This window comes from Bacillota bacterium, from assembly GCA_040757085.1.
Classification (GTDB): Bacteria; Bacillota; Sulfobacillia; order JACIYH01; family JACIYH01; genus JACIYH01.
Map to the genome: position 1 here is coordinate 1 of JBFLXJ010000018.1, position 25,853 is coordinate 25,853.

24 protein-coding genes are annotated in these 25,853 nt (G+C 66.6%); all 24 read left to right on the plus strand.

What is annotated here, in order from left to right:
- The coding region (locus AB1446_06840) for an AAA family ATPase (protein ID MEW6546614.1) at positions 1-1,139 on the plus strand (1,139 nt) is incomplete at its 5' end.
- Positions 1,136-2,389 (plus strand): competence/damage-inducible protein A, encoded by a 1,254-nt coding sequence (locus AB1446_06845; GenBank protein MEW6546615.1) that lies wholly within the window; start codon positions 1,136-1,138, stop codon positions 2,387-2,389. The genes AB1446_06840 and AB1446_06845, both read left to right, overlap by 4 nt.
- 2 nt (positions 2,390-2,391) lie before the next feature.
- Positions 2,392-2,946 carry an RNA 2',3'-cyclic phosphodiesterase gene (gene thpR / locus AB1446_06850; protein ID MEW6546616.1) on the plus strand — a complete coding sequence of 185 codons (555 nt, stop codon included), beginning with the start codon at positions 2,392-2,394 and terminating at the stop codon, positions 2,944-2,946.
- Between the two features lie 138 nt (positions 2,947-3,084).
- On the plus strand, positions 3,085-4,107 hold the full coding sequence (gene recA, locus AB1446_06855) for a recombinase RecA (protein MEW6546617.1): 1,023 nt from the start codon (positions 3,085-3,087) through the stop codon (positions 4,105-4,107).
- Positions 4,094-4,708, plus strand: a complete 615-nt coding sequence (locus tag AB1446_06860; GenBank protein ID MEW6546618.1) for a regulatory protein RecX — start codon at positions 4,094-4,096, stop codon at positions 4,706-4,708. Before recA ends, AB1446_06860 begins: the two co-directional genes overlap by 14 nt.
- Entirely contained in the window at positions 4,686-5,696 is a 1,011-nt protein-coding gene (locus AB1446_06865; protein MEW6546619.1) for a metallophosphoesterase, read from the plus strand. Before AB1446_06860 ends, AB1446_06865 begins: the two co-directional genes overlap by 23 nt.
- Positions 5,693-6,865 (plus strand): AAA family ATPase, encoded by a 1,173-nt coding sequence (locus tag AB1446_06870; GenBank protein ID MEW6546620.1) that lies wholly within the window; start codon positions 5,693-5,695, stop codon positions 6,863-6,865. The genes AB1446_06865 and AB1446_06870 overlap by 4 nt, the downstream gene beginning before the upstream one ends.
- Position 6,866: 1 nt before the next feature.
- Positions 6,867-7,118 carry a hypothetical protein gene (locus AB1446_06875; protein ID MEW6546621.1) on the plus strand — a complete coding sequence of 84 codons (252 nt, stop codon included), beginning with the start codon at positions 6,867-6,869 and terminating at the stop codon, positions 7,116-7,118.
- A gap of 41 nt (positions 7,119-7,159) precedes the next feature.
- A complete protein-coding gene (locus AB1446_06880) occupies positions 7,160-7,822 on the plus strand; it encodes an ATP-binding protein (protein MEW6546622.1) in 663 nt (220 codons plus the stop codon).
- A 149-nt stretch (positions 7,823-7,971) separates the two neighbouring features.
- Complete coding sequence (rny, locus tag AB1446_06885; GenBank protein MEW6546623.1) at positions 7,972-9,534, plus strand: ribonuclease Y; 1,563 nt, start codon at positions 7,972-7,974, stop codon at positions 9,532-9,534.
- Between the two features lie 48 nt (positions 9,535-9,582).
- Positions 9,583-10,401, plus strand: coding sequence for a TIGR00282 family metallophosphoesterase (locus tag AB1446_06890; GenBank protein ID MEW6546624.1), 819 nt, complete (start codon positions 9,583-9,585; stop codon positions 10,399-10,401).
- 111 nt (positions 10,402-10,512) lie between these two features.
- A complete protein-coding gene (locus tag AB1446_06895; protein ID MEW6546625.1) occupies positions 10,513-10,776 on the plus strand; it encodes a stage V sporulation protein S in 264 nt (87 codons plus the stop codon).
- Positions 10,777-10,905: 129 nt separating this feature from the next.
- Entirely contained in the window at positions 10,906-12,102 is a 1,197-nt protein-coding gene (locus AB1446_06900) for an acyl-CoA dehydrogenase family protein (protein MEW6546626.1), read from the plus strand.
- A gap of 12 nt (positions 12,103-12,114) precedes the next feature.
- A complete protein-coding gene (locus AB1446_06905) occupies positions 12,115-13,251 on the plus strand; it encodes a 2-oxoacid:acceptor oxidoreductase subunit alpha (GenBank protein ID MEW6546627.1) in 1,137 nt (378 codons plus the stop codon).
- Complete coding sequence (locus tag AB1446_06910; protein ID MEW6546628.1) at positions 13,242-14,084, plus strand: thiamine pyrophosphate-dependent enzyme; 843 nt, start codon at positions 13,242-13,244, stop codon at positions 14,082-14,084. The genes AB1446_06905 and AB1446_06910 overlap by 10 nt, the downstream gene beginning before the upstream one ends.
- Entirely contained in the window at positions 14,081-14,731 is a 651-nt protein-coding gene (locus AB1446_06915; GenBank protein ID MEW6546629.1) for a 2-oxoacid:acceptor oxidoreductase family protein, read from the plus strand. The genes AB1446_06910 and AB1446_06915 overlap by 4 nt, the downstream gene beginning before the upstream one ends.
- Positions 14,724-15,719 carry a dipeptidase gene (locus AB1446_06920; protein ID MEW6546630.1) on the plus strand — a complete coding sequence of 332 codons (996 nt, stop codon included), beginning with the start codon at positions 14,724-14,726 and terminating at the stop codon, positions 15,717-15,719. The genes AB1446_06915 and AB1446_06920 overlap by 8 nt, the downstream gene beginning before the upstream one ends.
- Positions 15,703-16,584: a PHP domain-containing protein gene (locus AB1446_06925; protein ID MEW6546631.1), complete on the plus strand. Its 882-nt coding sequence runs from the start codon at positions 15,703-15,705 to the stop codon at positions 16,582-16,584. The genes AB1446_06920 and AB1446_06925 overlap by 17 nt, the downstream gene beginning before the upstream one ends.
- Positions 16,541-18,031, plus strand: coding sequence for a TldD/PmbA family protein (locus tag AB1446_06930; protein ID MEW6546632.1), 1,491 nt, complete (start codon positions 16,541-16,543; stop codon positions 18,029-18,031). Before AB1446_06925 ends, AB1446_06930 begins: the two co-directional genes overlap by 44 nt.
- 277 nt (positions 18,032-18,308) lie before the next feature.
- Positions 18,309-19,043 (plus strand): hypothetical protein, encoded by a 735-nt coding sequence (locus AB1446_06935; GenBank protein MEW6546633.1) that lies wholly within the window; start codon positions 18,309-18,311, stop codon positions 19,041-19,043.
- A gap of 199 nt (positions 19,044-19,242) precedes the next feature.
- Entirely contained in the window at positions 19,243-20,607 is a 1,365-nt protein-coding gene (gene miaB / locus AB1446_06940) for a tRNA (N6-isopentenyl adenosine(37)-C2)-methylthiotransferase MiaB (protein ID MEW6546634.1), read from the plus strand.
- Entirely contained in the window at positions 20,555-23,161 is a 2,607-nt protein-coding gene (mutS, locus tag AB1446_06945; protein MEW6546635.1) for a DNA mismatch repair protein MutS, read from the plus strand. Before miaB ends, mutS begins: the two co-directional genes overlap by 53 nt.
- A 10-nt stretch (positions 23,162-23,171) precedes the next feature.
- Positions 23,172-24,914, plus strand: a complete 1,743-nt coding sequence (mutL, locus tag AB1446_06950; GenBank protein MEW6546636.1) for a DNA mismatch repair endonuclease MutL — start codon at positions 23,172-23,174, stop codon at positions 24,912-24,914.
- Positions 24,911-25,852 carry a tRNA (adenosine(37)-N6)-dimethylallyltransferase MiaA gene (gene miaA / locus AB1446_06955; protein MEW6546637.1) on the plus strand — a complete coding sequence of 314 codons (942 nt, stop codon included), beginning with the start codon at positions 24,911-24,913 and terminating at the stop codon, positions 25,850-25,852. The genes mutL and miaA overlap by 4 nt, the downstream gene beginning before the upstream one ends.
- The last annotated feature ends 1 nt before the right edge of the window (position 25,853 follow it).

Consider the following 25,853-nt stretch of genomic DNA (forward strand, 5'->3'; position numbering starts at 1 on the left):
GTGCCCGGGAACAGGCCCGCCGGGCAGGCAAGAAGAGTGCCGTAGTGTTCATCGACGAATTGGAAGTTTTGGGGGGTAAGCGGGGCCGGTATTCCGCCCATCTGGAATATGACCAGACCCTTAATCAGTTGCTCGTGGAGATGGACGGTCTCTCCGTCGACGACGAGATACGCATCCTGCTGATAGGTGCGACCAACCGGCCTGACCTGCTGGATCCGGCCCTGCTGCGCCCGGGGCGTTTCGACCGGGTGGTGCGGGTGGATCTGCCCGACCGGGACGGTCGCCTGCAAATCCTGAAGGTGCACACGCGGGACAAGCCCCTGGCTCCCGACGTCAACCTGGAGGTTATCGCCCGGGAGACCATGGGATTTTCCGGTGCCCACCTGGAGAGCCTTGCCAATGAGGCTGCTATCCTGGCCATGCGCGAGGGATCCCAACAAGTCGAGCAGAGGCACCTGCGGGAAGCCATCGACAAGGTGATGATGGGGGAGAAAGTGGACCGCAAGCCCCGCCACAAGGAACTGTTCCGGGTGGCGGTGCACGAGGCCGGTCATGCCCTGGTGAGTGAATTGCTCACTCCCGGGTCGATATCTTCTCTCACCATCTCACCGCGGGGGAGTGCGCTCGGGTACGTGCGGCAGGCTCCCCAGGACGACTTTTACCTTTACTCGCGCAGCGAATTGGAGGAGCAGATCTGTGTGCTGGTGGCCGGGGCCGTGGCAGAGGAACTGGTCCTGGGCGAACCCAGTACCGGGGCGGCAAACGACTACGATGCGGCGTGCCAGGCGGCCCGGCGCATGGTGTATGCCGGTCTCTCCGTCCTGGGAGCAGTGGATCCCGACCTGGTGTCGGGCGACGCCGTGCAGCGGGCCATGTCCGATATCATGTCCCGCCAGAGGCAGCGGGCGCAGGAACTGCTCGGCCCCAGGACCGAGGCCATTCGCCGCCTGGCGGAACGGGTGCTCGATTCGGAAACTCTCTCCGGTGAGGAGATCCGCGCCATCCTCGGATTCGGGAGCGCCGGGCAGCCCGGGCCGGCGGTGCGGAAGGTTCGCTTGGTCCGGCCCGTGCCCCTTCGCGGAGCAGGAATCCGGCCCCCCGGACAGAATTCTCCAGCCGAGGTGAAGAGGCCGGCTTGATCGGGGAAATAGTGGCCGTGGGGACGGAAATCCTCCTGGGGGATATCGTAAACACCAACGCCCAGTTCCTGAGCCAGCGTCTGGCCGCCCTGGGCGTGGACGTGTATCACCAGGTGGCGGTGGGTGACAATCCCGGGCGCATGGCGGAAGTGTTCCGGAAGGCGCTGGAGCGTGCCAACCTGGTGGTGGTGACCGGCGGGCTGGGTCCCACCGAGGATGACCTGAGCAAAGAAGTGATGGCGCAGGTCCTCGGCCGGCCCCTGGAGTTCGACCCGGAGGTCATGGCGGAAATCGAGGGTTTCTTCCGCCGGCGGGGGAGACCTCTCACCCCGAACGCCCGCAAGCAGGCCCTGGTTCCCCGCGGGGCCAGGATACTCCCCAATCCGGTGGGCACGGCCCCGGGCTTGTTCCTGGAGGAGGCAGGGAAAGTGGTGGTGCTCCTGCCCGGGCCGCCGGGAGAGCTCTCTGCTATCTGGGACCGGTATGCCGAGCCCATCCTGCGGGAACGGGGGGCGGGAGGGCAGGTCATCCTGAGCCGCACCCTCAAGGTGTGCGCCATGGGGGAAGCACAGGTGGCGCACCTGGTACAGGACCTGTTCGCTTGGGACAATCCCACCGTGGCACCGTACGCCAAACCGGGAGAGGTTCACCTGCGGGTTACGGCGAAAGCGTCGGGTCCCGAGCAGGCCCGGGCCCTCATCGCCCCCGTGGAAGACGAAATCCGGCGACGGCTGGGGTGGCGGGTGTTCGGGGCGGACCGGGAAACTCTGGCCCAGGCAGTGGGGGAGAAGCTGGCGGCGCGGGGCCTTACCCTGGCGGTGGCGGAGAGCTGCACGGGTGGCATGCTGGGCGCCAGGATCACCTCCGTGCCCGGATCCTCCCGCTATTTCCTGGGAGGGATTATCTCCTACGCCAATGAGGTGAAGGAATCCGAGCTGGGCGTCCCCGCTCGCCTCATCCAGCAGCTGGGGGCGGTGTCGGAGCAGGTGGCGGGGGCCATGGCGCAGGGTGTGCGGGCCAGGCTGGGGGCCGATCTGGCCCTGGCCGTCTCGGGAGTGGCGGGACCGGGAGGGGGCAAGCCTGGTAAGCCGGTGGGAACGGTGTGCTTTGCCCTGGCCGGGCCGGAAGGCGTGTTCACGTGGTCGGATTTCCTCCGGGGGGACCGGGAGGAAGTGCGGCAGCGTGCCTGTCAGGTTGCCCTCACCACCCTGTACCGTTACCTGGTCACCGGCAGTCCCGGGGGGGAATAGGGTTGAGGCTTTTCGTGGCTGTGGAACTGCCTGCCTCCGTGCGGCAGGCCCTGGGTGAACTGGTGCGGTACCTGGGCAGTTCCCGGGCGGACGTCAAGTGGGTGGAGGAAGAGAACTTCCACCTCACCCTTAAATTCCTGGGGGAAGTGGACGCTTCCCGGCTCCCCCATCTGGGGGAGGCGTTGGGCCGGGCGGCGCGGGGCGTGGCCCCCTTTGATTTTCAGGCAACGGGGACGGGGGCGTTTCCCTCCCGCCGTCGCCCCAAGGTGATCTGGGTGGGCGTGGGCCGGGGAGCAGCGGAACTGGGGCACCTGGCCGGCAGGGTGGATGCGGAACTCGCCCACCTGGGATTTCCCCGGGAGAACAGACCGTTCTCGCCCCACCTTACCGTGGGCCGCGTGCGTTCGCCCCATCGCCTGGACGACCTGGTGAGGATGCTGGAGCAGGCCAGCTTCGCCACCCGGGACGTTGCGGTGAACGAGATCGTGCTTTTCCAGAGCGTGTTGGGTCGTGGCGGCCCGGTTTACACCCCGCTTGCCCATTTTCCGCTCGGGTAGTGCTTGCTGGGCCAAGGGGCGCTGCCTGTGGGGAGGAGATGGCGGGTCGGCGGGCTGCCCCGGGTGCTTGTCCCCCTCACGGACAGGATGATATACTCAGCAGAGGAAGCGGCTCCCGACCAGGAAGGAGGGGACCGCATGGATAAAGACAAGGCTCTGGAGATGGCCCTTTCCCAGATCGAAAGGCAGTTCGGGAAAGGGTCTATCATGCGTTTGGGAGAGGCGACGGCCCGCATGCAGGTGGACGTGATCCCCACGGGTTCCCTGGCCCTGGACCTGGCCCTGGGGATCGGCGGGATACCGCGGGGGCGGGTGGTGGAGATTTACGGCCCGGAGGCGTCGGGTAAGACCACAGTGGCCCTCCACATCATCGCCGAGGCCCAGAAGATGGGAGGAGTGGCGGCATTCATCGATGCCGAGCACGCGCTCGACCCGGTGTACGCGCGCCGGGTGGGGGTAGACGTCGACAACCTCCTCATTTCTCAACCGGATACAGGGGAGCAGGCCCTCGAGATCGCCGAGGCTCTCGTCCGCAGCGGGGCCGTGGACGTGGTGGTGGTGGACTCGGTGGCGGCCCTGGTGCCGCGGGCAGAACTGGAAGGCGAGATGGGCGACTCCCACGTGGGACTGCAGGCCCGGTTGATGTCCCAGGCCCTGCGCAAGCTGGCCGGTGCTATATCCAAGACCAGGTGCGTGGCGGTCTTCATCAACCAGTTGCGGGAGAAAGTGGGGGTGATGTTCGGTAACCCCGAGGTTACCCCCGGAGGCAGGGCCCTCAAGTTTTACGCTTCCATCCGCCTGGAGGTACGCAAGCAGGAGGCCATCAAGCACGGTACGGAAGTGATCGGGTCCCGGACCAGGGTGAAGGTGGTCAAGAACAAGCTGGCTCCTCCCTTCCGGCAGGCCGATTTCGACATCATTTACGGACAGGGTATTTCCCGGGAGGGTGGCATACTCGACGTGGGTGTGGACGTGGGCGTGTTGCAGAAGGTGGGCACCTGGTACAATTTCGGGGATGTCCGCCTGGGGCAGGGCCGGGAAAACGCCCGCGATTACCTGCGTTCGCACCCGGAAACGGCGGCGGAGATAGAGCGAAAGGTGCGGGAAGCCCTCAGTCTGGGGACCGTGAAGATGGCGGCAGCCAGTGATGACGACGCCTAGCCGCGGCACTGGGGGCCGGGGCGCACCCGGCGGGCCAGAGGCTGCCCGGGAGTGTGCCCTGCGGCTTCTGGCGCGTCCGCGGACGGAACACCAGATCAGGATGGCCCTGACCCGGCGCGGCTACGACGCGTCAGTGCAGGAAGAGGTGGTGACGCGCCTGCGTGAGCTGGGACTGCTGGACGACCTGGCCTACGCCCGCGCGTACATACAGGAAGCCCTGGTGTATCGCCCCATGGGTAAAAGGGCGCTGGCGGACAGGCTCGCCCGCCGGGGAGTGAGCCGCGAGCACATCCGTCAGGCCCTGGCCGAGTTGGCCGGGAGCGCAGGGACGGTGGGGGTGACCGGGCCTGCCGGGGGGGCGGGTGCTGCGGCGGAGCCGGGCGGGCAAGCGGAAGAGCCGGGCAGCGGGCAGGTAGATCCGGAAAGGCTGGCGGCCCGGCGGGCGGCCCAGGCCTGGCTCCGGCGTAACCGGCAGCGCGTCGACCCGGCTCGCCTCCAGGCCCATCTGCTCAGGCGGGGTTTCGAGTGGGAACTGGCGAGCCAAGTGACCAGGGAGGTCCTGGGCGAGGAGGCTGAGGATGCGATTTCTGGTGGTTGCTGACTCCCACCTGAGGGGGACATCTCCTCAGGGGCGCCGGGACGATTTCTTCGCCACCTGCCGGGCCAAGCTGGAGGAAGTGGTGGAGCTCACCGAGAGCCTGCAGGTGGATGCCCTCCTCCACCTGGGGGACCTGTTCGATCGCCCCGACCTGGCCCCCGGGGTCGTGCGCGAATTCGTGCTGGTGCTTCGTCGCTGCCGGGTGCCCATCTACGGGATCGTGGGAAACCACGACGTGTACGGGCACAACCCCGAGAGCCTGCCCCGCACATTGCTCGGCCTGGTGGAGGCCCTGGGGGGCATCAGGCTTATCGGGCGGGGTGAGGTGGTGTGGCTGGGCGGAGGTGGCAGGCCCGTAGTGCAGTTGACGGGTGCGCCCTTCCGCTACGACATCGACAGCGGCGACGGGGAGGATTACGTGGTGAAGAAGGATGCCCGCGCCGACGTGGCTATCCACATGGCCCATGGCATGCTGCTTGAGAAGCCATGGGTGCCGGGGCTCGATTACGTACTGATCGATCGGGTGGCTCCGCAGACCGAGGCCGACCTCACCCTGGTGGGCCATTACCACCTGGGGTATTCCCGCCTCCCCCTGGAGCCGGTGCCGGGGCGCCTGTTCGTCAACCCGGGAGCAATGGTGCGGCTGGAGGCCACCCTGCCCGAGGTCGCCCGCCGCCCGCAGGTGGTGCTGGTGGAGGTGGACGGGGGAGGCATCGCCGTGCGTGGCATACCCCTGCGCAGTGCACCCCCCGGGGACGAGGTTCTGGATCGCTCGCTCATTGAAGCGGCGGCCTACCGGGAAGCCCAACTGGCCGACTTCATCCAGCGGGTGAGGGAGGCCTGGGACGGACGTCACCTGTACAACGTGGAGGACATGGTGGCGGCCATCGCCAGCGGACAGGGGTATCCCGAAGAGGTGAAGGTTGAGGCCCTGCGCCGCGTCGGGATGGCCCGGGAACGGCTGGCCGGCGGGGGCGGGTGGGAACAATGAAGTACATAACCAGCCTCGAATTGGATAATTTCCAGTGCCACGCCCGCACCCGTCTCGCCTTCAGCCCCGGGCTGAACGTGATCGTGGGGCCTTCGGACCAGGGTAAGACCGCCATCATCAGGGCCCTCCGCTGGGTCCTGTATAACGAGCCGCGGGGGAGCGACTTCGTGCGGGTGGGGGCCGATACCTGCCGGGTCGCGGTCAGCTTCGATGACGGCACCCGCATCGTGCGGGAGAAGGGACCCCGTACCAACCGCTACGTCCTGTACAGGGACGGCGAGGAGCAGGTTTTCGAGGCGGTGGGCTGGGGAGTACCGCCCCAGGTTCTGGCGGCCCACGGTATGGCAGCCCTGCAGCTGGATGCCGATACGGGGATCTTCTTGAACATGGGTGGCCAGCTCGAGGGCCCCTTTCTCCTGGAGGCATCGGGCACCCTGCGGGCTAAGGCGATCAGCCAGGTGATCGGTGCCCACATCATCGATGCCGCCATCCGCGACGTACTGAATGACGAGGGCCGGGCAGCCCGAGACGAAGCCCAGTTGAGCCGCGACATCGCCGAGTGGGAAGAGAAACTGGCAGAGTTTGCCGATCTGCCCGCCCAGGAAGAGGCCCTGCAGCGAGCTGAGCAGGTGCTGGCGCAGGCGCACGAGGTGCGCCAGCGGGTGCAACGGCTGCTCGAGCTGAAGCAGAAGTGGGTGCGGGCCAGGGAAGAGGCGGCCAGACTGGGCCGGGTGGTGGCACGCCTGGAAGGCCTTCCCCGGGCAGAAAGAGCGCTGGGGTACGCCGACGTCCTCATGGAGCGGTACGCCCGGCTGCGCCAGCTGGCGGCCCGCTGGCGCGAGACCACCTCCCGCAGGGCAGAATGGGAGCGGGTGGCGGCGCGGTTGGCAGATACTCCCCGGGCGGAAAAACTCCTGGAGTGGGCGGGGGACCTGGCGGCCCGGTGGCAGAAGCTGCGGGACATGCAGTTGCGCCTGGCACGGGCCCGGGAGCGCATAGGCCAGGCTACGCGGGAACGGGATCAGGCTGGCCTCCAGGAACAGGATCTCAGGGCTCGCTACGGCCAGCTGCTGGTCCGTCTGGGGAAGTGCCCCACGTGCGGCGCACCAATCACGCCGGCCCAGGTTCCCACCATTCTCGCGGACATGTTCGAAGAGGGGAGGAGGTAGCTTGAACCTGGAGGGCGAGCTGGCCAGGCTCAAACAGCAACTGCAAAACGCCAGGACATTGAGGGCGAAGGCCGAGGGCCAACTGGAAGCCCTGGAGCAAGATAAGCAACGTATCCTGGCGGAGATGGCCGAACTCGGGGTGTCCCCGGAGAGCCTGGATGACGAGGTGGCCCGGATGGAAAAGGAGATCGCGGACCTCCTGGAACAGGCCCGGAGTCTCATCCCGCGGGAACTCCTGACCGGGTCGGGCTAGGGCGGGGCAGCCAAGACCGAGCAGGTAGGGATGACAAAGTGGTGACGGCAACGGAGCTGGAAGTGCAAAGCCTGGTGGCCCGGGCGCGCCAGGTGCTGGAACAACGGCGGGGCAGGCGCGAGCAGCTGCAGGAGCAGCTGGCCCGCCTGCGGAAGAGCCTGGCGGAAAGACAAAGGGACAGGCAGTTGTACGGCCAGGTGGCGGCTCTGCTGCGCACGGTGGCCGAGCATGCCCGCCGGGATGCCCGCGAGCAGGTGGAGATGCTGGTTACCGATGCCCTGCGCTACGTGTTCGGCCCCCACCTGGAATTTCAGGTGGTGACCCAGGAACGGGCGGGCAGGTCGGAAGCCGAGTTCTATGTGGTATCCAGTTACGGCACCCACCGGGTGCAGACCAGGCCGCAGGATGCCCGCGGGGGCGGAGTGGTTGACGTAGTTTCTCTCGCCCTGCGAGCGGCGCTGCTGCTCCTGGCCCGGCCGCCCCTGGCGGGGCCGATGGTGCTGGACGAGCCGGCCAAGCACGTCTCCGAGGAGTACATTGCCCGGGTGGCATCGTTCCTCAAGGAGACGAGTTCTTCTTTTGGACGCCAGGTGATCATGGTCACTCACAACCAGCACCTGGCCCAGACGGGAGACAAGGCCTACCTGGTGGAAATGAAGGAGGGCGTTTCCCGAGTGCGGGAGCTGGCCGTATCCTTGACATAGGAAAGGAAAATAGCTAGAATTCCTACGGATGGGAGCGCAGACTACCGCTGTTTATCGATAGAGTATCCGGCATCCGGCGTGTGGGCAAAGGGACGCATCGGTAGGCATGTGGTAATCTGGCCGGAGGCTTCCTTCCGGCCTTTGTGCATATGCCCAGAGGGGAGGTGACGGTGATAGGCTGGTACACCGTCCTCGCGATGGTGGTTTCTCTGCTGGTGGGCCTACTGGCAGGATATTTCGTCCGTCGGCTGGTAGCAGAGGCGGCGATAGGTTCGGCGGAAGCCCAGGCTAAACGCATCGTCGAAGAGGCGGTCGATCAGGGGGAGGCCAGAAAGAAAGAACTCCTCCTGGAGGCCAAGGAAGAAGTGCACCGTTTGCGGGCTGAGTTCGAGCGGGAGACCAGGGAGCGCAGGATAGAGCTGCAGCGCATCGAGCGCCGTCTCATGTCCAGGGAAGAACAACTCGATCGCAAGCTGGACAACCTGGAGCGGCGGGAGGAAAACCTGGCTTCCCGAGAAAGGGAACTGGCGATTGCCCGGGAAGAACTGGCAGCCATGCAGGCCCGGCAGCGTGAGGAACTGGAGCGGATCTCCGGGATCTCCAGCGAGGAGGCCCGCCAGATCCTGCTTAAAACCGTGGAAGAAGAGGTACGTCACGAGGCTGCCCTGCTCATCCGGCAGGTGGAGCAGGAGGCCAGGGATGAGGCGGAAAAACGAGCCCGGCAGATCGTAGCGCTGGCCATCCAGCGGTGCGCGGCGGACCACGTGGCGGAGACCACCGTGTCGGTTGTAGAGTTGCCCAACGAGGAGATGAAAGGGCGGATTATAGGACGGGAAGGACGCAACATAAGGACGCTGGAAACCCTCACCGGGATTGACCTGATCATCGATGATACCCCGGAAGCGGTAATCCTTTCCGGCTTCGATCCCGTCCGGCGTGAGGTGGCCCGCATAGCCCTGGAGCGGCTGGTCGCAGACGGGCGCATCCACCCAGCTCGCATCGAGGAAATGGTGGAGAAGGCCCAAAAGGAAGTGGAGGCGCGCATCAGGGAAGAAGGCGAACAGGCAGCCCTGGAACTGGGGGTGCACGGGGTCCATCCTGAACTCATAAAGCTCCTGGGCCGGCTCAAGTTCCGTTCTTCGTATGGCCAGAACGTTTTGCGCCACTCGCTGGAGGTGGCCCATCTGGCCGGCGTGATGGCGGCCGAACTGGGAGTGGATGTGCAGGTGGCCAGGCGGGCCGGGCTCCTGCACGATATAGGCAAGGCCATAGATCACCAGGTGGAGGGGTCCCACACTGCCATCGGAGTAAACGTCCTGCGCAAGTACCGGGAGTCGGCGGAAGTCATCCACGCCGTGGAATGCCATCACGGTGACGTGGAGCCTCGCACGGTGGAGGCAGTGCTCGTGGCAGCGGCCGATGCCATCTCTGCTGCCCGGCCCGGGGCCCGGCGCGAGACGCTGGAGGCTTATGTCAAGCGCCTGCAAAAACTGGAGGAGATCGCGGACTCCTTCGAAGGGGTCGAGAAGGCCTACGCCATCCAGGCCGGGCGGGAAGTGCGCATCATCGTGCAACCTGACAGGATCGACGACCTGGGTGCCGTCCGGTTGGCCCGCGACATCGTCAAGAAGATCGAAAGCGAGCTGGAATACCCCGGGCAGGTCAAGGTGACCGTGATCCGGGAAACCCGGGCAGTGGATTATGCCAAGTGAGAGCGGGGGGCCGCAAGGCCCCCCTTCTCCTTGAGGAAGGGAGTATACATACGGGTGCGGGTGTTGTTCGTAGGGGACGTGGTTGGGAAGCCGGGCCGACAACTGCTGGCCCAGCTTCTCCCTTCTTATCTGGAAGAGGGGAAGCTGGACCTGGTGGTGGCAAACGGGGAGAACGCCGCCGGGGGGCTGGGCATTACCCCCGAGGTGGCGGCCGAACTTTTCGCCATGGGCGTGGACGTGCTCACCAGTGGCAATCACCTCTGGGACAAGAAAGAGGTGATGCCCTTTCTAGAAAGGGAGGAGCGGCTTCTGCGGCCCCTCAACTGGCCGGGAGACCCTCCGGGCCGGGGGTCGCTGGTGCTGCAGAGTAGGTCGGGGATCCTCGTGGCGGTGGCGTGTGCCATGGGGAGGGTATTTGCCCCCGTCCTGCTCGATTGTCCCTTTCGCGCCCTCGCCCGGGAGGTAGAACGCCTGCGTGCCCAGACCCCCGTCATCTTGGTGGATTTCCACGCCGAGGCCACGTCGGAAAAGGTGGCGATGGGCTGGTTCCTGGACGGTAGGGTAAGTGCGGTGATCGGTACCCATACCCACGTGCAGACGGCGGACGAAGTTGTTCTGCCCAGGGGCACGGCTTATATCACCGACGCGGGCATGACCGGGCCCTGGCACTCGGTGATCGGCGTGCGGACGGAGATCATCGTGCAGAGGTTCCTGGATCAGTTGCCCAGCCGGTTCGATGTGGCCAGGGGCCCGCGCCAGTTCAACGCCGTCAGCATAGATGTGGACGAGACCACCGGGGAGGCCCGGTCGATCCAGAGGATTTCCTGGCGGGAAGGAACTTCCGGCGGAGAAGGGGATTTCGCATAGACCGTAGCATAGGGCATTGGCATAATAATTTTTCTATTGCCAAGACAGGCCATATATGGTAGGATAACTCGCAGAGCCAAACCCAAGACGGTATGCGGGGAGGTAAGGGACGTGCCAGAGGTCTTGAAAGTCTCGTCGCGATCCAGCCCTAACGCAGTGGCGGGAGCCCTGGCAGGAGTGATCCGGGAGAAGGGGTCGGCGGAGGTACAGGCCATCGGGGCGGGTGCCATCAACCAGGCGGTTAAGGCGGTGGCGATTGCCCGGGGGTTTGTGGCCCCGGGGGGAATCGACCTGATCTGCATCCCCGCGTTTACCGACGTCACCATCAACGGCGAAGAAAGGACGGCCATCAAGTTCATCGTGGAGCCCCGTTGAGGACAGTCCGAGGTGGCACCGGGGTAGCGCAGGTTCGCCCGCCGCGAGGCGGGCTTTGTTCTTGCAGGTATCGGGGTCCCTCAGGGAGAAATACCCTCCGGTGAACCCGGGAACAAGGAGGGGTATGGGATGGATTTCGCGCTGACCGACGAGCACCGGATGGTGCGGGACATGGTGCGCCAGTTTGCAGAGAAAGAGGCGGCACCGCGCATCAAGGAGATGGACGAAAAGGGCGAGTGGGACGTCGGGCTCATCAAGCGGATGGGCGAGCTGGGCATCCTGGGGCTGGTTTTCCCGGAGAAGTACGGTGGCGGGGGCATGGACTACATCAGCCTGGCCATCGCCTGCGAAGAGCTGGAACGCATTGACACCTCGCTGCGCGTGGTGATGTCGGTGCACGTGGGTCTGTGCGGCCTGGGCATCCTGCAGTGGGGTAACGAGGCGCAGAGGCAGAAGTACCTCTCGCGCATGGCTACGGGGGAGCTGATCGGTGGCTTCGGTCTCACCGAGCCCAATGCGGGGACGGATGCGGCTGCGCTGGAGGCCACTGCCACCCGGACCGCGGACGGGTATATCCTGAACGGGGAGAAGACCTGGATTTCGCTGGCGGACGTGGCGGACGTGTTCCTGTTCTTTGCGCGGACGGAGCCTCCCGAGGTTGGCCACCGGGGCATTTCTGCCTTCATCGTGGAGCGCAACATGCCCGGGTTCTCGTCGCAGCCCATCCATGGGAAGATGGGCATCCGGTCCGGGAACACGGGCTCTTTCGTGTGCCAGGACGTGTTTGTGCCCAGAGAGAACCTGCTGGGGCAGGAGGGCGAGGGGTTCAAGATCGCCATGTCGTGCCTGGACAACGGGCGCTACACGGTGGCGGCGGGGGCGACGGGGTTGATTGCGGCGTGTATCGAGGCCTCGTGCAAGTATGCGAAGGAGCGGAAGACGTTTGGTGTTCCCCTGGGCAAGCACCAGCTCGTGCAGCGGATGATCGCGCACATGGTGCGTGACTATGAGGCGGCTCGGCTTCTGACCTGGCGGGCGGGGTGGATGAAGAACCAGGGCATGCGGAACACCCGTGAGACGGCGCTGGCCAAGTGGTATGCGACGTGTGCGTCGTTCGATGCCGCGTCCGATGCGGTGCAGATTCACGGCGCCTACGGGTATTCCAACGAGTACCCGGTGGAGCGTTTTTTGCGCAACAGCAAGGGTGCGGTGATATACGAGGGGACGCGCGAGATCCTGGAGATCATGATCGGGGAGTATGCCCTGGGATACCGGCAGGACAAGCCGCTGCGGTGCGAACTGCCCGGGTGGCCGTACGAGGGATAGGGGGGCTGGGCTCTGGCAGAGAGGGTAGAGTTCTGGCAGGGTAACGAGGCCATCCTGGAAGGGGCGCTGGCTGCCGGCGCCCGCTTCTATGCGGGTTACCCCATCACACCGTCTTCGGAGATTGCCGAACTGGCTTCCTGGCGCCTCCCCGCCGTGGGGGGCGTGTACCTGCAGATGGAAGATGAGATCGCCAGCATGGCGGCCCTGGTGGGGGCGTCCCTGGCCGGGGCGCGGGCTTTCACAGCGACGAGCGGTCCCGGCTTTTCCCTCATGCAGGAGAACCTGGGATTGGCCATCGCCCTGGAGGTTCCCTGCGTGGTGGTGGACATCCAGCGCAGCGGGCCCTCCACGGGTCTGGCCACGCGGCCGGCCCAGGCCGACCTCATGCAGGCACGCTGGGGGACCCACGGTGACCATCCGGCGGTGGTGCTGGCGCCGGCTACGGTGCAGGACTGCTACGACCTGACCATGCGGGCATTCGAGCTGGCCGATATGCTGCGCCAGCCCGTGATCTTGCTTGGCGACGAGGTGATCGCCCACGCCCGCGAGCGGGTGGTGCTGCCCGGCTCGCCGCCCGCCTGCGCTGGGCGTCCGGAGCCGGCGTGCCCCCCCGAACAATACCGTCCCTACGCGGGCGGGCCGGATGGGGTGGCACCCCTGGCCCGGTTTGGTTCCCGCTACGTGTTCCACGTCTCCAGTTCCATGCACGACGAGACGGGGTTCCCCAACGCGCAGCCGGAAAACGCCGCCCGCGTGATCGCCCGCCTGCACGAAAAGATCGCCCGCCACGCGGCCGATCTCGAACTCTACCGGACCTACCATGCGGAGGGAGCACGCTACCTGGTGGTGGCGTACGGGGCGGCGGCGCGGGCGGCCCGGGCGGCCGTGGAGGAAGCCAGGGCGGCCGGGCTGCCGGCGGGTCTGTTCGTACCCCTGGTGCTGTGGCCGTTCCCGGCCCGGGCCCTGGCCCGGGCAGCGGCGGACGCCCGCGAGGTGCTGGTCGCTGAGATGAGTTACGGCCAGTTGGCCCTGGAAGTGGAACGCATTCTCCATCGCGATGTGGCCGGCATCAACCGGTACGATGGGGAGATGCTGACGCCCGAGGAGGTCCTGGCCGGCCTGGAGAGGGTGCTGACGCCATGCCCGTAGCCGAGGTCCGTCCCTATCTGGTTACGCGCAACCTGCCCCATTTCTGGTGCCCGGGTTGCGGCAACGGGGTCGTGCTTTCCGCGGTGGCGCGGGCCTTCGCCCGACTGGGGCTAGACCGAACCCAGACCGTCGTGGTGACCGGGATCGGCTGCTTCGGGCGGGCAGACGACTACCTGAACGTGAACGCCGTACACGGTACCCACGGTCGTGCCCTGGCCATCGCCACCGGCATTAAGGCGGTCAACCCCTCCCTGCGCGTGGTGGCTCTCATGGGGGATGGGGACTGCGCCACCATCGGCGGCAACCACTTCCTGCACGCCTGCCGGCGGAATCTCACCATCACCGCCGTGGTGTCCAACAACCTGAACTATGGCATGACCGGTGGTCAGTACTCGGGCACCACGCCCGCCGGCAGCACCACTTCCACCTCGCCCCTCGGCCACGCCGAGGAGGGGTTTGACCTCTGCCGGGTGGCCGCGGCGGCAGGGGCCATGTACGTGGCGCGGGCCACCGTGTACCACGTTCACCTCCTGGACCGCTATCTGGAAACCGCTCTCACTCACCAGGGGTTTTCCATGGTGGAGGTGATGTCTTCCTGCCCGGTGTACTTCGGCCGGTACAACCGCCTGGGAGGGCCAGTGGAAATGATGGAGCACTGGCGGAAGGTGGCCGTCCCCCTGGAGAAGTACTGGGAGTTGCCGGCCGAGGACCGGGAGGGGAAGGTGGCCATAGGCGTGTTTCAGGACCGCCCGGGCATTCCCTTCGAGGAGAGGTACCGGAAGGTGCAGGAAGCTGCCCGGGGTGCCAGGGCCGGCGAGGTGACTGAGCGATGAACGGTTGCGGTGGCAGCGAGGCAAGCGAGAGGGCACAGACGAGCGGCCCGTGCGGGCCGGGGCAACGGTGGGAAATCATCATCGGAGGTGAAGGCGGCCAGGGGGTGGTGCTGGCGGGAGCCCTGCTGGGGGAGGCGGCGGTGCGGGCTGGTCTGAACGCCGCCCACACTTCCTCATACGGGATTGCCACCCGCGGGGGCTTCACCCGTTCCGATGTGATCGTGGTGCCGGCAAATGAAGAGATCGCCTATCCGCGGGTGCGGCGGCCAGGCCTGGTGGTGGCCCTGTCAGAAGGGGCGTACGGGCGCCTGTTGCCCTTCTGCGGCCCCGCCACCCTGCTCATCCGCGACACAGCCATCCCCTGCCCTGTCGCTGCGGGCGGGGGTGCAGCTGCCCCCTCAGGCGAGCGGTTGTGGCGCGAGCTGGTGGTGGCCCTGAGGGACGCAGCCAGGCAGGCAGGCGGGGAGAGAGTAATCAACATGGTTGCCCTGGGCGCCGCGCTGGCCGCGACCGCTATGTTTTCCCCCGCATTCCTGGAAGAGGTGCTGCGCGACCGCTTCCGGGGCGAGCGGGGGGAAACTAACTGCCGAGCGATGTGGGCTGGCTACGGGCTGGTCCCACACGGCCGGGACGGAAAGGGTGATTGAGACGACGGACCCCGAAGAGTTGCACCGCGACTGTGTGGTGGTGGACGGGCACTGCGACACCGTGCTTCGGTTGTGGCAGAGCCGCGCCAGCCTGGAGGAGCGGCGACAGGACGGTCATCTGGATCTCCCCCGCCTGAGGGAGGGAGGCGTGGATGTGCAGGTGTTCGCCTGCTACATCGAACCCGAGTTCAAGCCCGACCGGGGCCTGCAACGCGCCCTCCAGCTGGTCGACCTCTTCTACCGGCAGCTGGAGGGTTGCCCGGGCCTGCGCCTGGTGCGGAGCTCTGCGGACATCGAGGAGGCGGGCCGGCAGGGACAAGTGGGGGCCATCCTGGCCATCGAGGGGGGAGAGGGCATCGGCGACGACCTGGCCTACCTGCGCACCCTCTACCGGCTGGGAGTCCGGCTGATCACTCTCACCTGGAACCAGCGGAATCTCATCGCAGACGGAGTGGGCGAGGAACGCACAGGGGGCGGGCTGTCCACATTCGGCGTACAGGTTGTTCAGGAAATGAACAGGCTGGGGATGCTGGTGGACGTCTCCCATCTCTCCGAAGCCGGGTTCTGGCACGTGGTGGAAACGTGTCAGGGGCCCTTCGTGGCGTCTCATTCCTGCTGCCGGGCCCTGTGTGACCACCGGCGCAATCTCAGCGATGACCAGATCCGGGCCCTGGCGCGGGCGGGGGGGCTGGTGGGCATCAACTTCGCTCCCGCGTTCCTCAGGGAAGACGGGCAGGCGTCCTGGGAGGACGTGTTGCGTCACATTGACCACGTGGTGTCCCTGGTGGGGCCCGACCACGTGGGTCTGGGGTCGGACTACGACGGTATCCCGGCCACGCCGCTGGGATTGGAGGATGCCAGTCGCCTGCCCGTGCTCACCCGCGGCATGCTGGAACGAGGTTATTCGGAAGAAGACATCCGCAAGATCCTGGGGGGCAACTTCCTGCGCGTGATCAAGCAGGTGACGGACGGTGAAGGGCAGGTTTGACCTGCACGTCCACACCACCGCCTCCGACGGGACGTGGACGCCAGCGGAAGTGGTGAGGGAGGCGGCCCGGCGTGGCCTGGGCGGAGTGGGGATCACCGACCACGACACGGTGGCGGGGATCGCAGAGGCCCAGGTGGAGGCGGCCCGGGTGGGGATCACCGTGGTGCCGGGGGTGGAGCTGGGGGCAGAGCGCGACGATGAAGAAGTCCACGTGCTGGGTTATTTCGTGGACACTGCTCACCCCGGCCTGCGGGAGACCCTGGGCCGGCTGCGGGGCAGCCGACGCCTGCGGATGGAGCGGATGGTGGCCAGGATGAGCGAGTTGGGGATGCCCCTTTCTGCCCGGCGCCTGGAGGAACTGGCAGCGGGGGGTGTTCCCGGTCGCCCGCACGTGGCCCGCTTGCTGGTGGAGGCGGGGTATGTGCGCTCGGTGGAGGAAGCCTTCCACCGTTACCTGGAACGGGGACGTCCGGGATACGTGGCCCGCGAGCGGCTGAGCCCCGCGGAGGCCGTGAGGGTGATACGCGAGGCGGGCGGCTGTGCGGTTCTGGCTCACCCGGGGTTGCTCGCCGACGACAGGTTCATCCCCGAACTGGTAGCCGAGGGCCTGGGGGGCATAGAAGCGTACTACCCCGAGCACAGTCCGGAGACGGTAGAAAAGTACAAACGCCTGGCCCTTGAACTCGGGTTGATGGTGACGGGAGGCTCGGACTGCCACGGCCCCGGATCCGGCTACCCGGTCAGGCTGGGGCAGGTGACGGTGCCGGCGAGCGTGGTGGAGGATATCGCCGGGGTGACGGATCGCCGTGGGGGTGAATCCGGTGAAGAAAGGCAGGATGACGGCGGAGATAGGTCCTCATCTTGAGGCAGCGCTGGCAGCCTGCCGCGCCCACGGTTGCAGCTACGCCGACGTACGCTGGGTGCGGCGGGAGCAGGAAGAGGTCAGGTGGCGGAACGGGCACCTGCGGGGGATCAGCCGCTCCCGCAGCGAGGGGTACGGTATCCGGGTGCTGGTGGAAGGGAGCTGGGGTTTTGCGGCCACCTCCTCGGGAAGCAGGGAGGACCTGGAGCGGGCTGCGCGGGAGGCGGTCGCCACCGCCCGGGCTAGCCGCAGTGCCGGTGGTCCGCCCGTACAGCTTGCTCCCCAGGAGCCGCAACACGGTTTCTACGCCACGCCTGTCAAGAAGGATCCTTTTGACGTGCCCCTCACGGAAAAGTTGAACCTGTTGCGCGATGCCGACCGGCTCATGCGTTCCGTGGGCGGTCCCCTCAGGGTTACCGAGGGGATGGTGGGTGCCCGGCGCGAGAAGAAGGTGCTGGCCACCACCGAGGGTACGTTGGTGGAGCAGGAACTGGTGGCGACAGGGGGTGGCATCCAGGCGACCGCCGGCCGGGGCGGCGAGGTCCAGTTCCGTAGTTACCCCAACGCCCACCGCGGCCACTGGGAGGCAGCCGGGTGGGAAGCGGTTGAGCGCATGCGACTGCGCGAGCACGCCGAACGGGTGGCCCGGGAGGCCAACCAGTTGCTGGATGCGCCCTCCTGCCCGGAGGGGGTTACCACGGTCATCCTGGACGGGCGCCAGATGGCCCTGCAGCTGCACGAGTCGTGCGGGCACCCGGTGGAACTGGATCGGGTGCTCGGTCACGAAGCCGCCTATGCCGGGACCAGCTTTCTGGAGCCCTCCCTGCGGGGTCGCTACCGCTACGGGTCGGAAGAGGTGAACATCACTGCGGACGCCACCATCCCGGGCGGGCTGGGCACGTTCGGCTGGGACGATGAGGGCGTTCCCGCCCAGTGCGTCCCCCTGGTGGTGCAGGGGGTATTCAGCGGCTTCCTTACGTCCCGGGAAACGGCCCCGCGCCTGGGACAGAGGTCCAACGGGGCCATGCGGGCGGACGGCTGGAACCGCATCCCGCTCATCCGTATGACGAACATAAACCTGCAACCGGGGGACTGGACCCTGGACGAGATGATTCGCGACACCACCCAGGGTATCTACATGGAAATCAACCGATCCTGGTCCATCGATGACCGTCGGTTGAATTTCCAGTTCGGTTGCGAGGCGGCCTGGGAAATCAAGGATGGATCGCGGACCCGCCTGTTGAAGAATCCCACCTACACGGGCATAACCCCCGAATTCTGGCGCAACTGCGATGCCGTGGGCGATCACGACCACTGGCACATGTGGGGGACTCCCAATTGTGGCAAGGGGCAGCCCGGTCAGGTGGTGAGTGTGGGCCATGGGGCAGCTCCCGCCCGGTTCCACCGGGTCAGAGTAGGAGTGGCCCGCTGCCCGGGAAACGTGGTTTGAGGTAACGATAATCGTCATCCCAGACCGCCGGGTGTTCGTCATCCTCCGTACGCCGGACAGGGGCGAAGCTTTCGTCGCAGTAAAGTGCCGCCCACCAGTCAAACCAGCCGAGGTCGTCTATTTCCTGGTCGCCGGGTTGCAGCATGAGACAGCCCTCCTGCCCTATTATGGAGGCGCCCGACCCTGCCTATTATGGCCGCTTCATGTCATGCCCCCGCCGGCAGCAGGAAATCGCTCCATACAGAAAGAACCAATTGGTGCGAAAGGGGCACGGGGTTTGGGTTTTGAGCACGAGGAAGAAGACCTGGAGAAGTTGGCCGAACTCCTCGATCGTCGGGAACGGGGCGAGATACCGCGTGGCGCGGACACCCCGGCGGCTTCGTTGCCGCCTGGGGTAGAAACTGAAGCGTCTGTGGGTTTGCCGCCCACAGCGGAAGCTACCCCGCCGACGCCGCGGGTGGCTCCGGGCGCGGCAAGCTACACCTTTGCCGAGGCCTGTTCTCTCCTCAATCTTTCTCCTTACACCCTGCGGGGGTTGCTGGCAGAGTACGGGGATATTTTGGGAGTAGCCGGGCCGGATCAGGATGATGTGCCGTCAGGCAAGAGGCGGCTTACGGACTGGGCCTTCCGTATGCTCAAAGAAGCTGTCGCTCTCCGGAACGCCGGGTTGTCCCGGGATGAGATCCGCGACCGCCTGCAGGCGCTGGCGGAAGCAGCTGCGGGATTGGCAGTGGTTCCCGGCTACCAGGGCGCGGGGGCGTCGGGACGGCTGGTCCGTTACGTGGATCGTGCCACTGCCCGTGACCTTCTCCTCATTGAGAAAATTGAGCGACTCTCCGAACAGCTGGCCCGCAGCGAGCAGAAGCGGCTAGAGGACAGGGATCGCCTGCTCATGGCGCTCCTGCGCACCCAGCAGGAGGTGCAGCAACTTCGGTACGAGCTGGTGGCGCGGGGGACCCGCCGCGAACGCAAACGCCGGAGCATCTGGTCCCGTCTCTTCGGCCGGCGCTAGCATACGCGCCCGTCGCGCTACGCACTTCCGCATCCAGGTAATGCTGCGTCCTGCCGGCAGGGGACTGAGCCACCCCCGCCCGGTACGCTGTCGCGGCGGGCGACCTTGCCCTGCCGCATTTGCTCTGGTACATTTGGGGGCGAGTGAGGATACAGGGTGTGGCCCGAAAGAGGGGGATCCGGCGCTGCGTCGTTACTACGTGGAAGCTTACGGCTGTCAGATGAACGTGCACGACGCCGAAAACGTGGCCGGCATGCTGGAAGGCCTGGGATACGAGCCGGCCCCGTCCGTGGATGAGGCGGACATGGTGGTGATCCTGACCTGCTGTGTCCGCAAGACGGCGGAAGACCGCGCCTGGGGCCGGGTGGGGGAACTGGCGCGGCTCAAGCAGCGGCGGCCCGGGGTGGTCCTGGCGCTGGGAGGGTGCATGGTCCAGCAACCCGGCGTGGCCGACGAGGTACGCAGGCGGGCACCTCACCTGGACCTGGTGTTTGGCACCCACAACCTGTATCGGTTACCTGAACTCCTGACCCTGGTGAGGCCGGGGACCCTGGTGACCGAGGTCTGGCAGGACGATGGTCGGTTGCCCCCGCCGCTGCCCGTGCGGCGTGCCCCTGGGGTGCGGGCCTGGATCACCATCATGTACGGGTGCGACAACTACTGCAGCTACTGTATCGTGCCCTACGTGCGCGGTCGCGAGCGCAGCCGACCCCTGGACGAGGTGGTGGCCGAAGCAGAAGACGCCGTTCGGAATGGCTACCGGGAGGTTTTCCTGCTGGGGCAGAACGTGAACGATTACGGGCGTGACTTGGCTGACGGGGTGGACTTCGCTGTCCTCCTGCGCCGGCTCGATGGGATAGGGGGCCTGGACCGCCTGCGCTATACCACCTCGCATCCGCGCGACTTCACCGATGCCATGATCGAGGCCGTCGCCACCTGTCGGACGGTGTGCGAGCATTTTCACCTGCCCGTGCAGGCGGGATCGGACCGTATCCTGCGCCTGATGAATCGCGGGTACACCCGGGACCAGTACCTGGACCTGCTTGACCGTATCCGCTCCCGTGTCCCCAGGTGTAGTGTTACCACCGACATCATCGTGGGTTTTCCCAGCGAGACCGACGAGGAATTCGCCGACACCCTCGACCTGGTTCGGAAGGCTCGCTTCGATGCCGCCTTCACCTTCATGTTCTCGCCCCGGAGGGGAACTCCGGCTGCCTCCATGCCCGGCCAGCTCCCGGTGGCCGAGAAGAAAAGGCGTCTCCAGGAACTCAATCGTATCCAGAACAGTATTTCCCTGGAAAAGAATCGGGAACTGCTGGGCATGGACGTGGAGGTTCTGGTGGAGGGGGTTTCGGAACGTGACCCGCGACAGCTCACCGGGCGCACCCGCACGGGCAAGGTGACGGTCTTCCCCGGGCCCCCCGAGTGGGCGGGGAAGATGGTGGTGGTAAGGGTGGAAAGGGCCCTCACCTGGACGCTGCACGGCCGGCCGGTGGGTGGTGAGATATACTGTGACGCCGGTACTGAGGCAATACCGGGCCCTGAAGGATCGGCACCGGGATAGTATCCTGCTCTTTCGCCTGGGAGACTTTTACGAGGCATTTTACCAGGACGCGGAGGTGATGGCCCGGGAACTGGGCATCACCCTGACCTCCCGCGAGATGGGGAAGGGGAACCGGGCCCCCATGGCTGGCATCCCCTGCCATGCCGCGGACAGTTATATATCCCGCCTGGTGGAGCGGGGGTACCGGGTAGCCATCTGCGAGCAGGTGGAGGATGCCAGGAGGGCCCGCGGGCTGGTGCGCCGGGAAGTGGTGCGCACGGTCACCCCCGGCACCGTGAGTGAAGGGCGCCTGCTGGAGGAAAAGGGGCAGCGCTGGCTGGTGGCGCTGTGCACTCACAGGCGGAGCTGGGGGCTGGCCAGCGCCGATGCCTCCACCGGCGAGTTTCGCGTCACCCAATGGGAGGGCCAGGACGCCTCCCGGCTGGCCCTGGAAGAAGTAGCCCGCTTGGCGCCGGCTGAGTGCCTGGTACCGCCTGCCCTGGCGGCTGACCCGGGCATAGGGAAGGTGGTGCGGGAGGCAGGGGGCATCCTCACCCCCCGGGACGAACTGGACTTCGACCCCGGGGAGGCGCGCAGCCGGCTCCTTTCCCACTTCCAGGTGGCATCCCTGAGCGGGTACGGCTGTGAGGGTCTGGATGCTGCCACCGGGGCGGCGGGAGCCGTCCTGAAGTATCTGACGGAAACCCAGGGGACCTGCGCCCACGTGCGGGAACTGGTCACCTACCAGGTGGGGGACCACCTGGTCATTGACCCCACTGCCCGTCGCAACCTGGAACTGTTCCGCCGCTGGCCGGACGGGAAGACCGAGGGCACCCTCTTCTGGGTGCTCGACCAGACGGTGACCGCAGCGGGAGGAAGGCGCCTGCGTTCCTGGCTGGAACGGCCGCTGCTCGACCCGGCCCTCATCGGGGAGCGGCTGGATGCGGTGGAAGAACTGGTGGGTGACACCCTGTTGCGGGAAGAACTGCGGGACTTGCTCAGGCACACCTGCGATGGCGAGCGGCTGCTGGCCCGGGTGGCCACGGGCGCGGTAACGCCACGGGAACTTGGTTACCTCAGACGGACCCTGGACCTTCTTCCCCGCGTGAAGGAAGTGGTGGCCCGGGCCGCCTCTCCCCTCCTGCGATCCCTGCAGGAGCGCCTGGACCTGCCGGGCGACCTGGCCGACCTCCTCAACCGGGCCCTGGCGGAAGACCTGCCTGTATCCGCCCGCGAGGGAGGCATCATCCGCGACGGGTTTTCCGAGGAGGTGGACAGGCTGCGCCGGGCTGCCCGGGACGGGCGCGCCTGGCTGGCAGAGTTGGAGTCGCAGGAGAGGGAGCGCACGGGGATCAGGTCACTCAAGATCGGATACAACCAGGTGTTCGGATATTACTTCGAAGTGACCCGGCCCAACCTGTCCCTCGTGCCGCCTGACTGGACCCGGCAGCAAACCCTGAGCGGGGCGGAGCGGTTTTTCACCACCCGGCTGAAGGAACTCGAGAGCACCATCCTGGGGGCCCAGGAAAAGCTTGTCGAACTTGAGTACGAACTGTTCTGCCAATTGCGGGATAAGGTGTTGGACGAGATAGACAGGCTGGGCGGAGGATTCTCCGCCCTGGCCGATCTGGACGCCCTGGCCTCGCTGGCCGAGGTGGCCGTGCGCTACGGGTACGTGCGTCCCCAGGTGGACGACGGGGACGCCATCTGGATCGAGGATGGGCGGCACCCGGTACTGGAGAGGATGCTGGAGGAAGGCGAATTCGTGCCCAACAGCGTGGCCCTGGACGCGGGCTGCCGCCTGCTGATCATCACCGGCCCCAACATGGCGGGAAAGTCTACCTACATGCGCCAGGTGGCCCTGGCCGTCATCATGGCGCAGATGGGAAGTTTTGTGCCGGCGCGGCGGGCCAGGGTGGGGGTGGTGGACCGGCTGTTCGTGCGGGTGGGGGCCTACGACGACATTGCCTCCGGCCAGAGCACCTTCATGGTGGAGATGAGCGAGGTGGCCCGTGCCCTGCGCCATGCCACCGCCCGCAGTCTGGTCCTGCTCGACGAGATCGGTCGCGGCACCGGTACTTTCGACGGCATGAGCATCGCCTGGGCGGTGGCCGAGTACCTGCACGACCGGGTGGGATGCCACACCTTGCTGGCCACCCACTATCGGGAACTCATCGCCCTGGGGGAACGGCTGCCTGCGGCGGCCAATTGTTCGGTGGCGGTGCGGCGGCGGGGCCGGGAAATAGCGTTCCTGCGCCGGGTGGTACCGGGTGGTGCCGACGCTTCCTACGGCGTGGAGGTGGCCAAGCTGGCCGGGTTGCCCGAGGCGGTGATCGAGCGCGCCCGCACCATCCTGTCCGGACTCGAGGCAAGCGCGGCTCGCCCCGATGGGAACCCGGTGACACAGCGACAGGCGACCCCTGAACAGCTTACCTTCTTTCACCCCCGTCCTAACCCCCTGCTGCAGGAGTTGGCGGAGCTTGACGTGCTGCACATGACGCCGCTGGAGGCCATTGCCAGGTTGCAGGAACTGAGCGAGCGGGCCCGACGCGAGATGGCCTGCGAAGGGGAGTGATGCCGGTGGGGTGATCCGGCAACTGGATGCCGGCACGGTGGCAAAAATCGCGGCGGGAGAGGTCATCGAGAGGCCAGCGTCCGTAGTGAAGGAACTGGTGGAAAACAGCATAGATGCCGGCGCCCGCCGCATCGTGGTGATCTGCCGTCGCGGGGGATTCGACCTCATCCAGGTCAGCGACGACGGGTGCGGGATGGCGCCCGAAGACGCTCCCCTGGCTTTCGCCCGCCACAGTACCAGCAAGCTGAGTTGTGCGGACGACCTGAGCCGGGTGACCACCCTGGGGTTCCGGGGGGAGGCACTGCCCAGCATCGCCGCGGTGGCCCGGGTGGAGATGGTGACCTGTCCGCCGGGTGCCCCATCCGGTACCAGGGTAGTGGTCGAGGGGGGCCGGGTGGCGCATGTGGAGGAAACGGCAGCTCGCCCCGGCACCAGGGTAACCGTGCGGGACGTGCTGGCGGGGCTCCCCGCCCGGCGCAAATTCCTCTCGGATCCTCACCGGGAAGGTCTCCGCTGCGTGGACGTGGTGATGCGGCTGGCGGCCGGATACCCCCACATTGCCTTCCGCCTGGAGATGGACGGGCGCCAGGTGCTCAGCACCCCGGGGGACGGTCGCCTGCTGGATACGCTGGTGGCACTGTACGGCCCCGGCACCGCCCGTGCCCTGACCCCGGTATGTCCCCCCGAAGAGGACTACCCGCCGGGGATAGTATCTGTGACCGGGTACGTGGGTGGCTCTGCCACCTTCCGCACCCGGCGCTGGGCCCAGGCCCTGTACGTCAACGGGAGGGCGGTGCGGGCCCCCGGGCTGGTCCAGGCGGTTGAGGCGGGGTACGGCCCCATGTTGCCACCGGGCCGCCATCCCTTCGTCATCCTGTTCCTGACCGTCGACCCGCAACACGTGGACGTTAACGTCCACCCGACCAAAGCGGAAGTGCGCCTGGCCCGGGAAGAGGCGGTGAAGTCCCTGCTGGTGCGGGTGGTGACCCGAGCCCTGGGTGCCTCCGACATGTCCCGCCCGCTGGTCGCGGACACGTCCACCGGGGGATGGGAAGGGGGCCCGGGGCAGGCGACGGAGAGCAGGGGCGAGGTGGGAGAGAACAAGCAGGAAGCAGCCGTGACCCTTGATCTGGCGCGGCACGCCGGGGTGCGGGTCGGCAGGACCAGACTGGGGGAGCCGGGGCCGGTGTGGGAACTCAATTTTTCCCGCCTGCGGGTGATCGGGCAGGCCATGGGCACCTATCTCCTGGTGGAGGGACCCGAGGGTCTGTACGTGGTGGATCAACATGCCGCCCACGAGCGGGTATTCTACGAGGCCATGGAATTCCCCCAGCGGAGCCAGTTGCTCCTGATCCCGCTGGTGATCGAGACCAGCTCCCGGGAAAGGGAGGTGTTGCGCGCTTTCCGGGACGAGGTATCCCGGGCCGGTTTCGAGGTGGAACCATGGGAGGGCGATGCGGCAGTCGTGAGGGCAGTCCCCGAGTGGGCAACCGGCCACGAAGAAGCGTGCCTGCGCGAGCTGCTGGAGGAACTGGATGAACCGGTCCGGGGAGAGGCCCGTGAACACCTGCGCCGGGCGACCGCGGCTTGCCGGGCGGCGGTGAAAGCGGCCATGCCTCTTGACCAGGCGGAAGCCCAGGCCCTGGTGGACCAACTGGCCTGCTGTGAGAATCCCTGGGTATGTCCCCACGGGCGGCCCACGGTATTGAAGGTCACCCGTGCCGACCTGGAACGGCACTTCGGAAGACGATGAGCGAATTGCCCCTGTTGCTGGTGATATGTGGCCCCACCGCAGTAGGTAAGTCTGCGGTGGCCCTGGAGGTGGCTCGTCGCCTAGACGGCGAGATCATTTCCGGGGATTCCGCCCAGGTGTACCGTTACATGGATATCGGTACGGCCAAGCCCAGCCCGGAGGAACGCCGCGAAGTCGCCCATCACCTGGTGGATATCCTGGATCCTGACCAACGCTGGAGCGTGGCCGACTTCCGCAACGCGGTGGATGAGCTGGTGCCGCAGGTGGCCGGGCGGGGCCACCTGCCCATCCTGGCCGGGGGCACCATGCTCTATATCCGCGCGGTTACCGCAGGATATCACTTCCCGTCCCCGGCGTACGACCCTGACGTGCGCAGGCGACTGTATGATCGGGCAGCGACAGAGGGAGCCTCTGCCCTGTACGAATGGCTGGCCCGGGTAGACCCGGAGACGGCGCGCCGTCTTAACCCGGGGGACCTGCGCCGGGTGGTGCGGGCTCTGGAAGTGTTTCTGCTCACGGGCACCCCCATCTCGGCCCACGCCAGCCGGCGCCGGCCCGGTCCCTACCGGCTGCTGGTGGTGGGCCTCACCCGTCCCCGCCCTGTGCTGTACCGGCGTATAGATGCGCGCGTGGAGGACATGCTGCGGGCCGGTCTGGTTGAGGAGGTACGCGGGTTGCTGGAACGCGGGTACAGCCCGCAGCTTCCCAGCATGCGGGCGTTGGGATACCGCGAGATGATCGATTACCTGTACGGGCGGACCACCCTGGGAGAAGCCAGGCGGCTATTTGCCCGCAACACGCGCCATTTCGCCCGCCGTCAGTTCACGTGGATGAAGCGGGAAGAGGGGATGATCTGGATAGACCTGGGAGAAAATAAGGAAGAAGAAGCCATCACTCGGATAGTAGAGATGGCGGCAGGAAATCGTTGGCCCCCGTAGA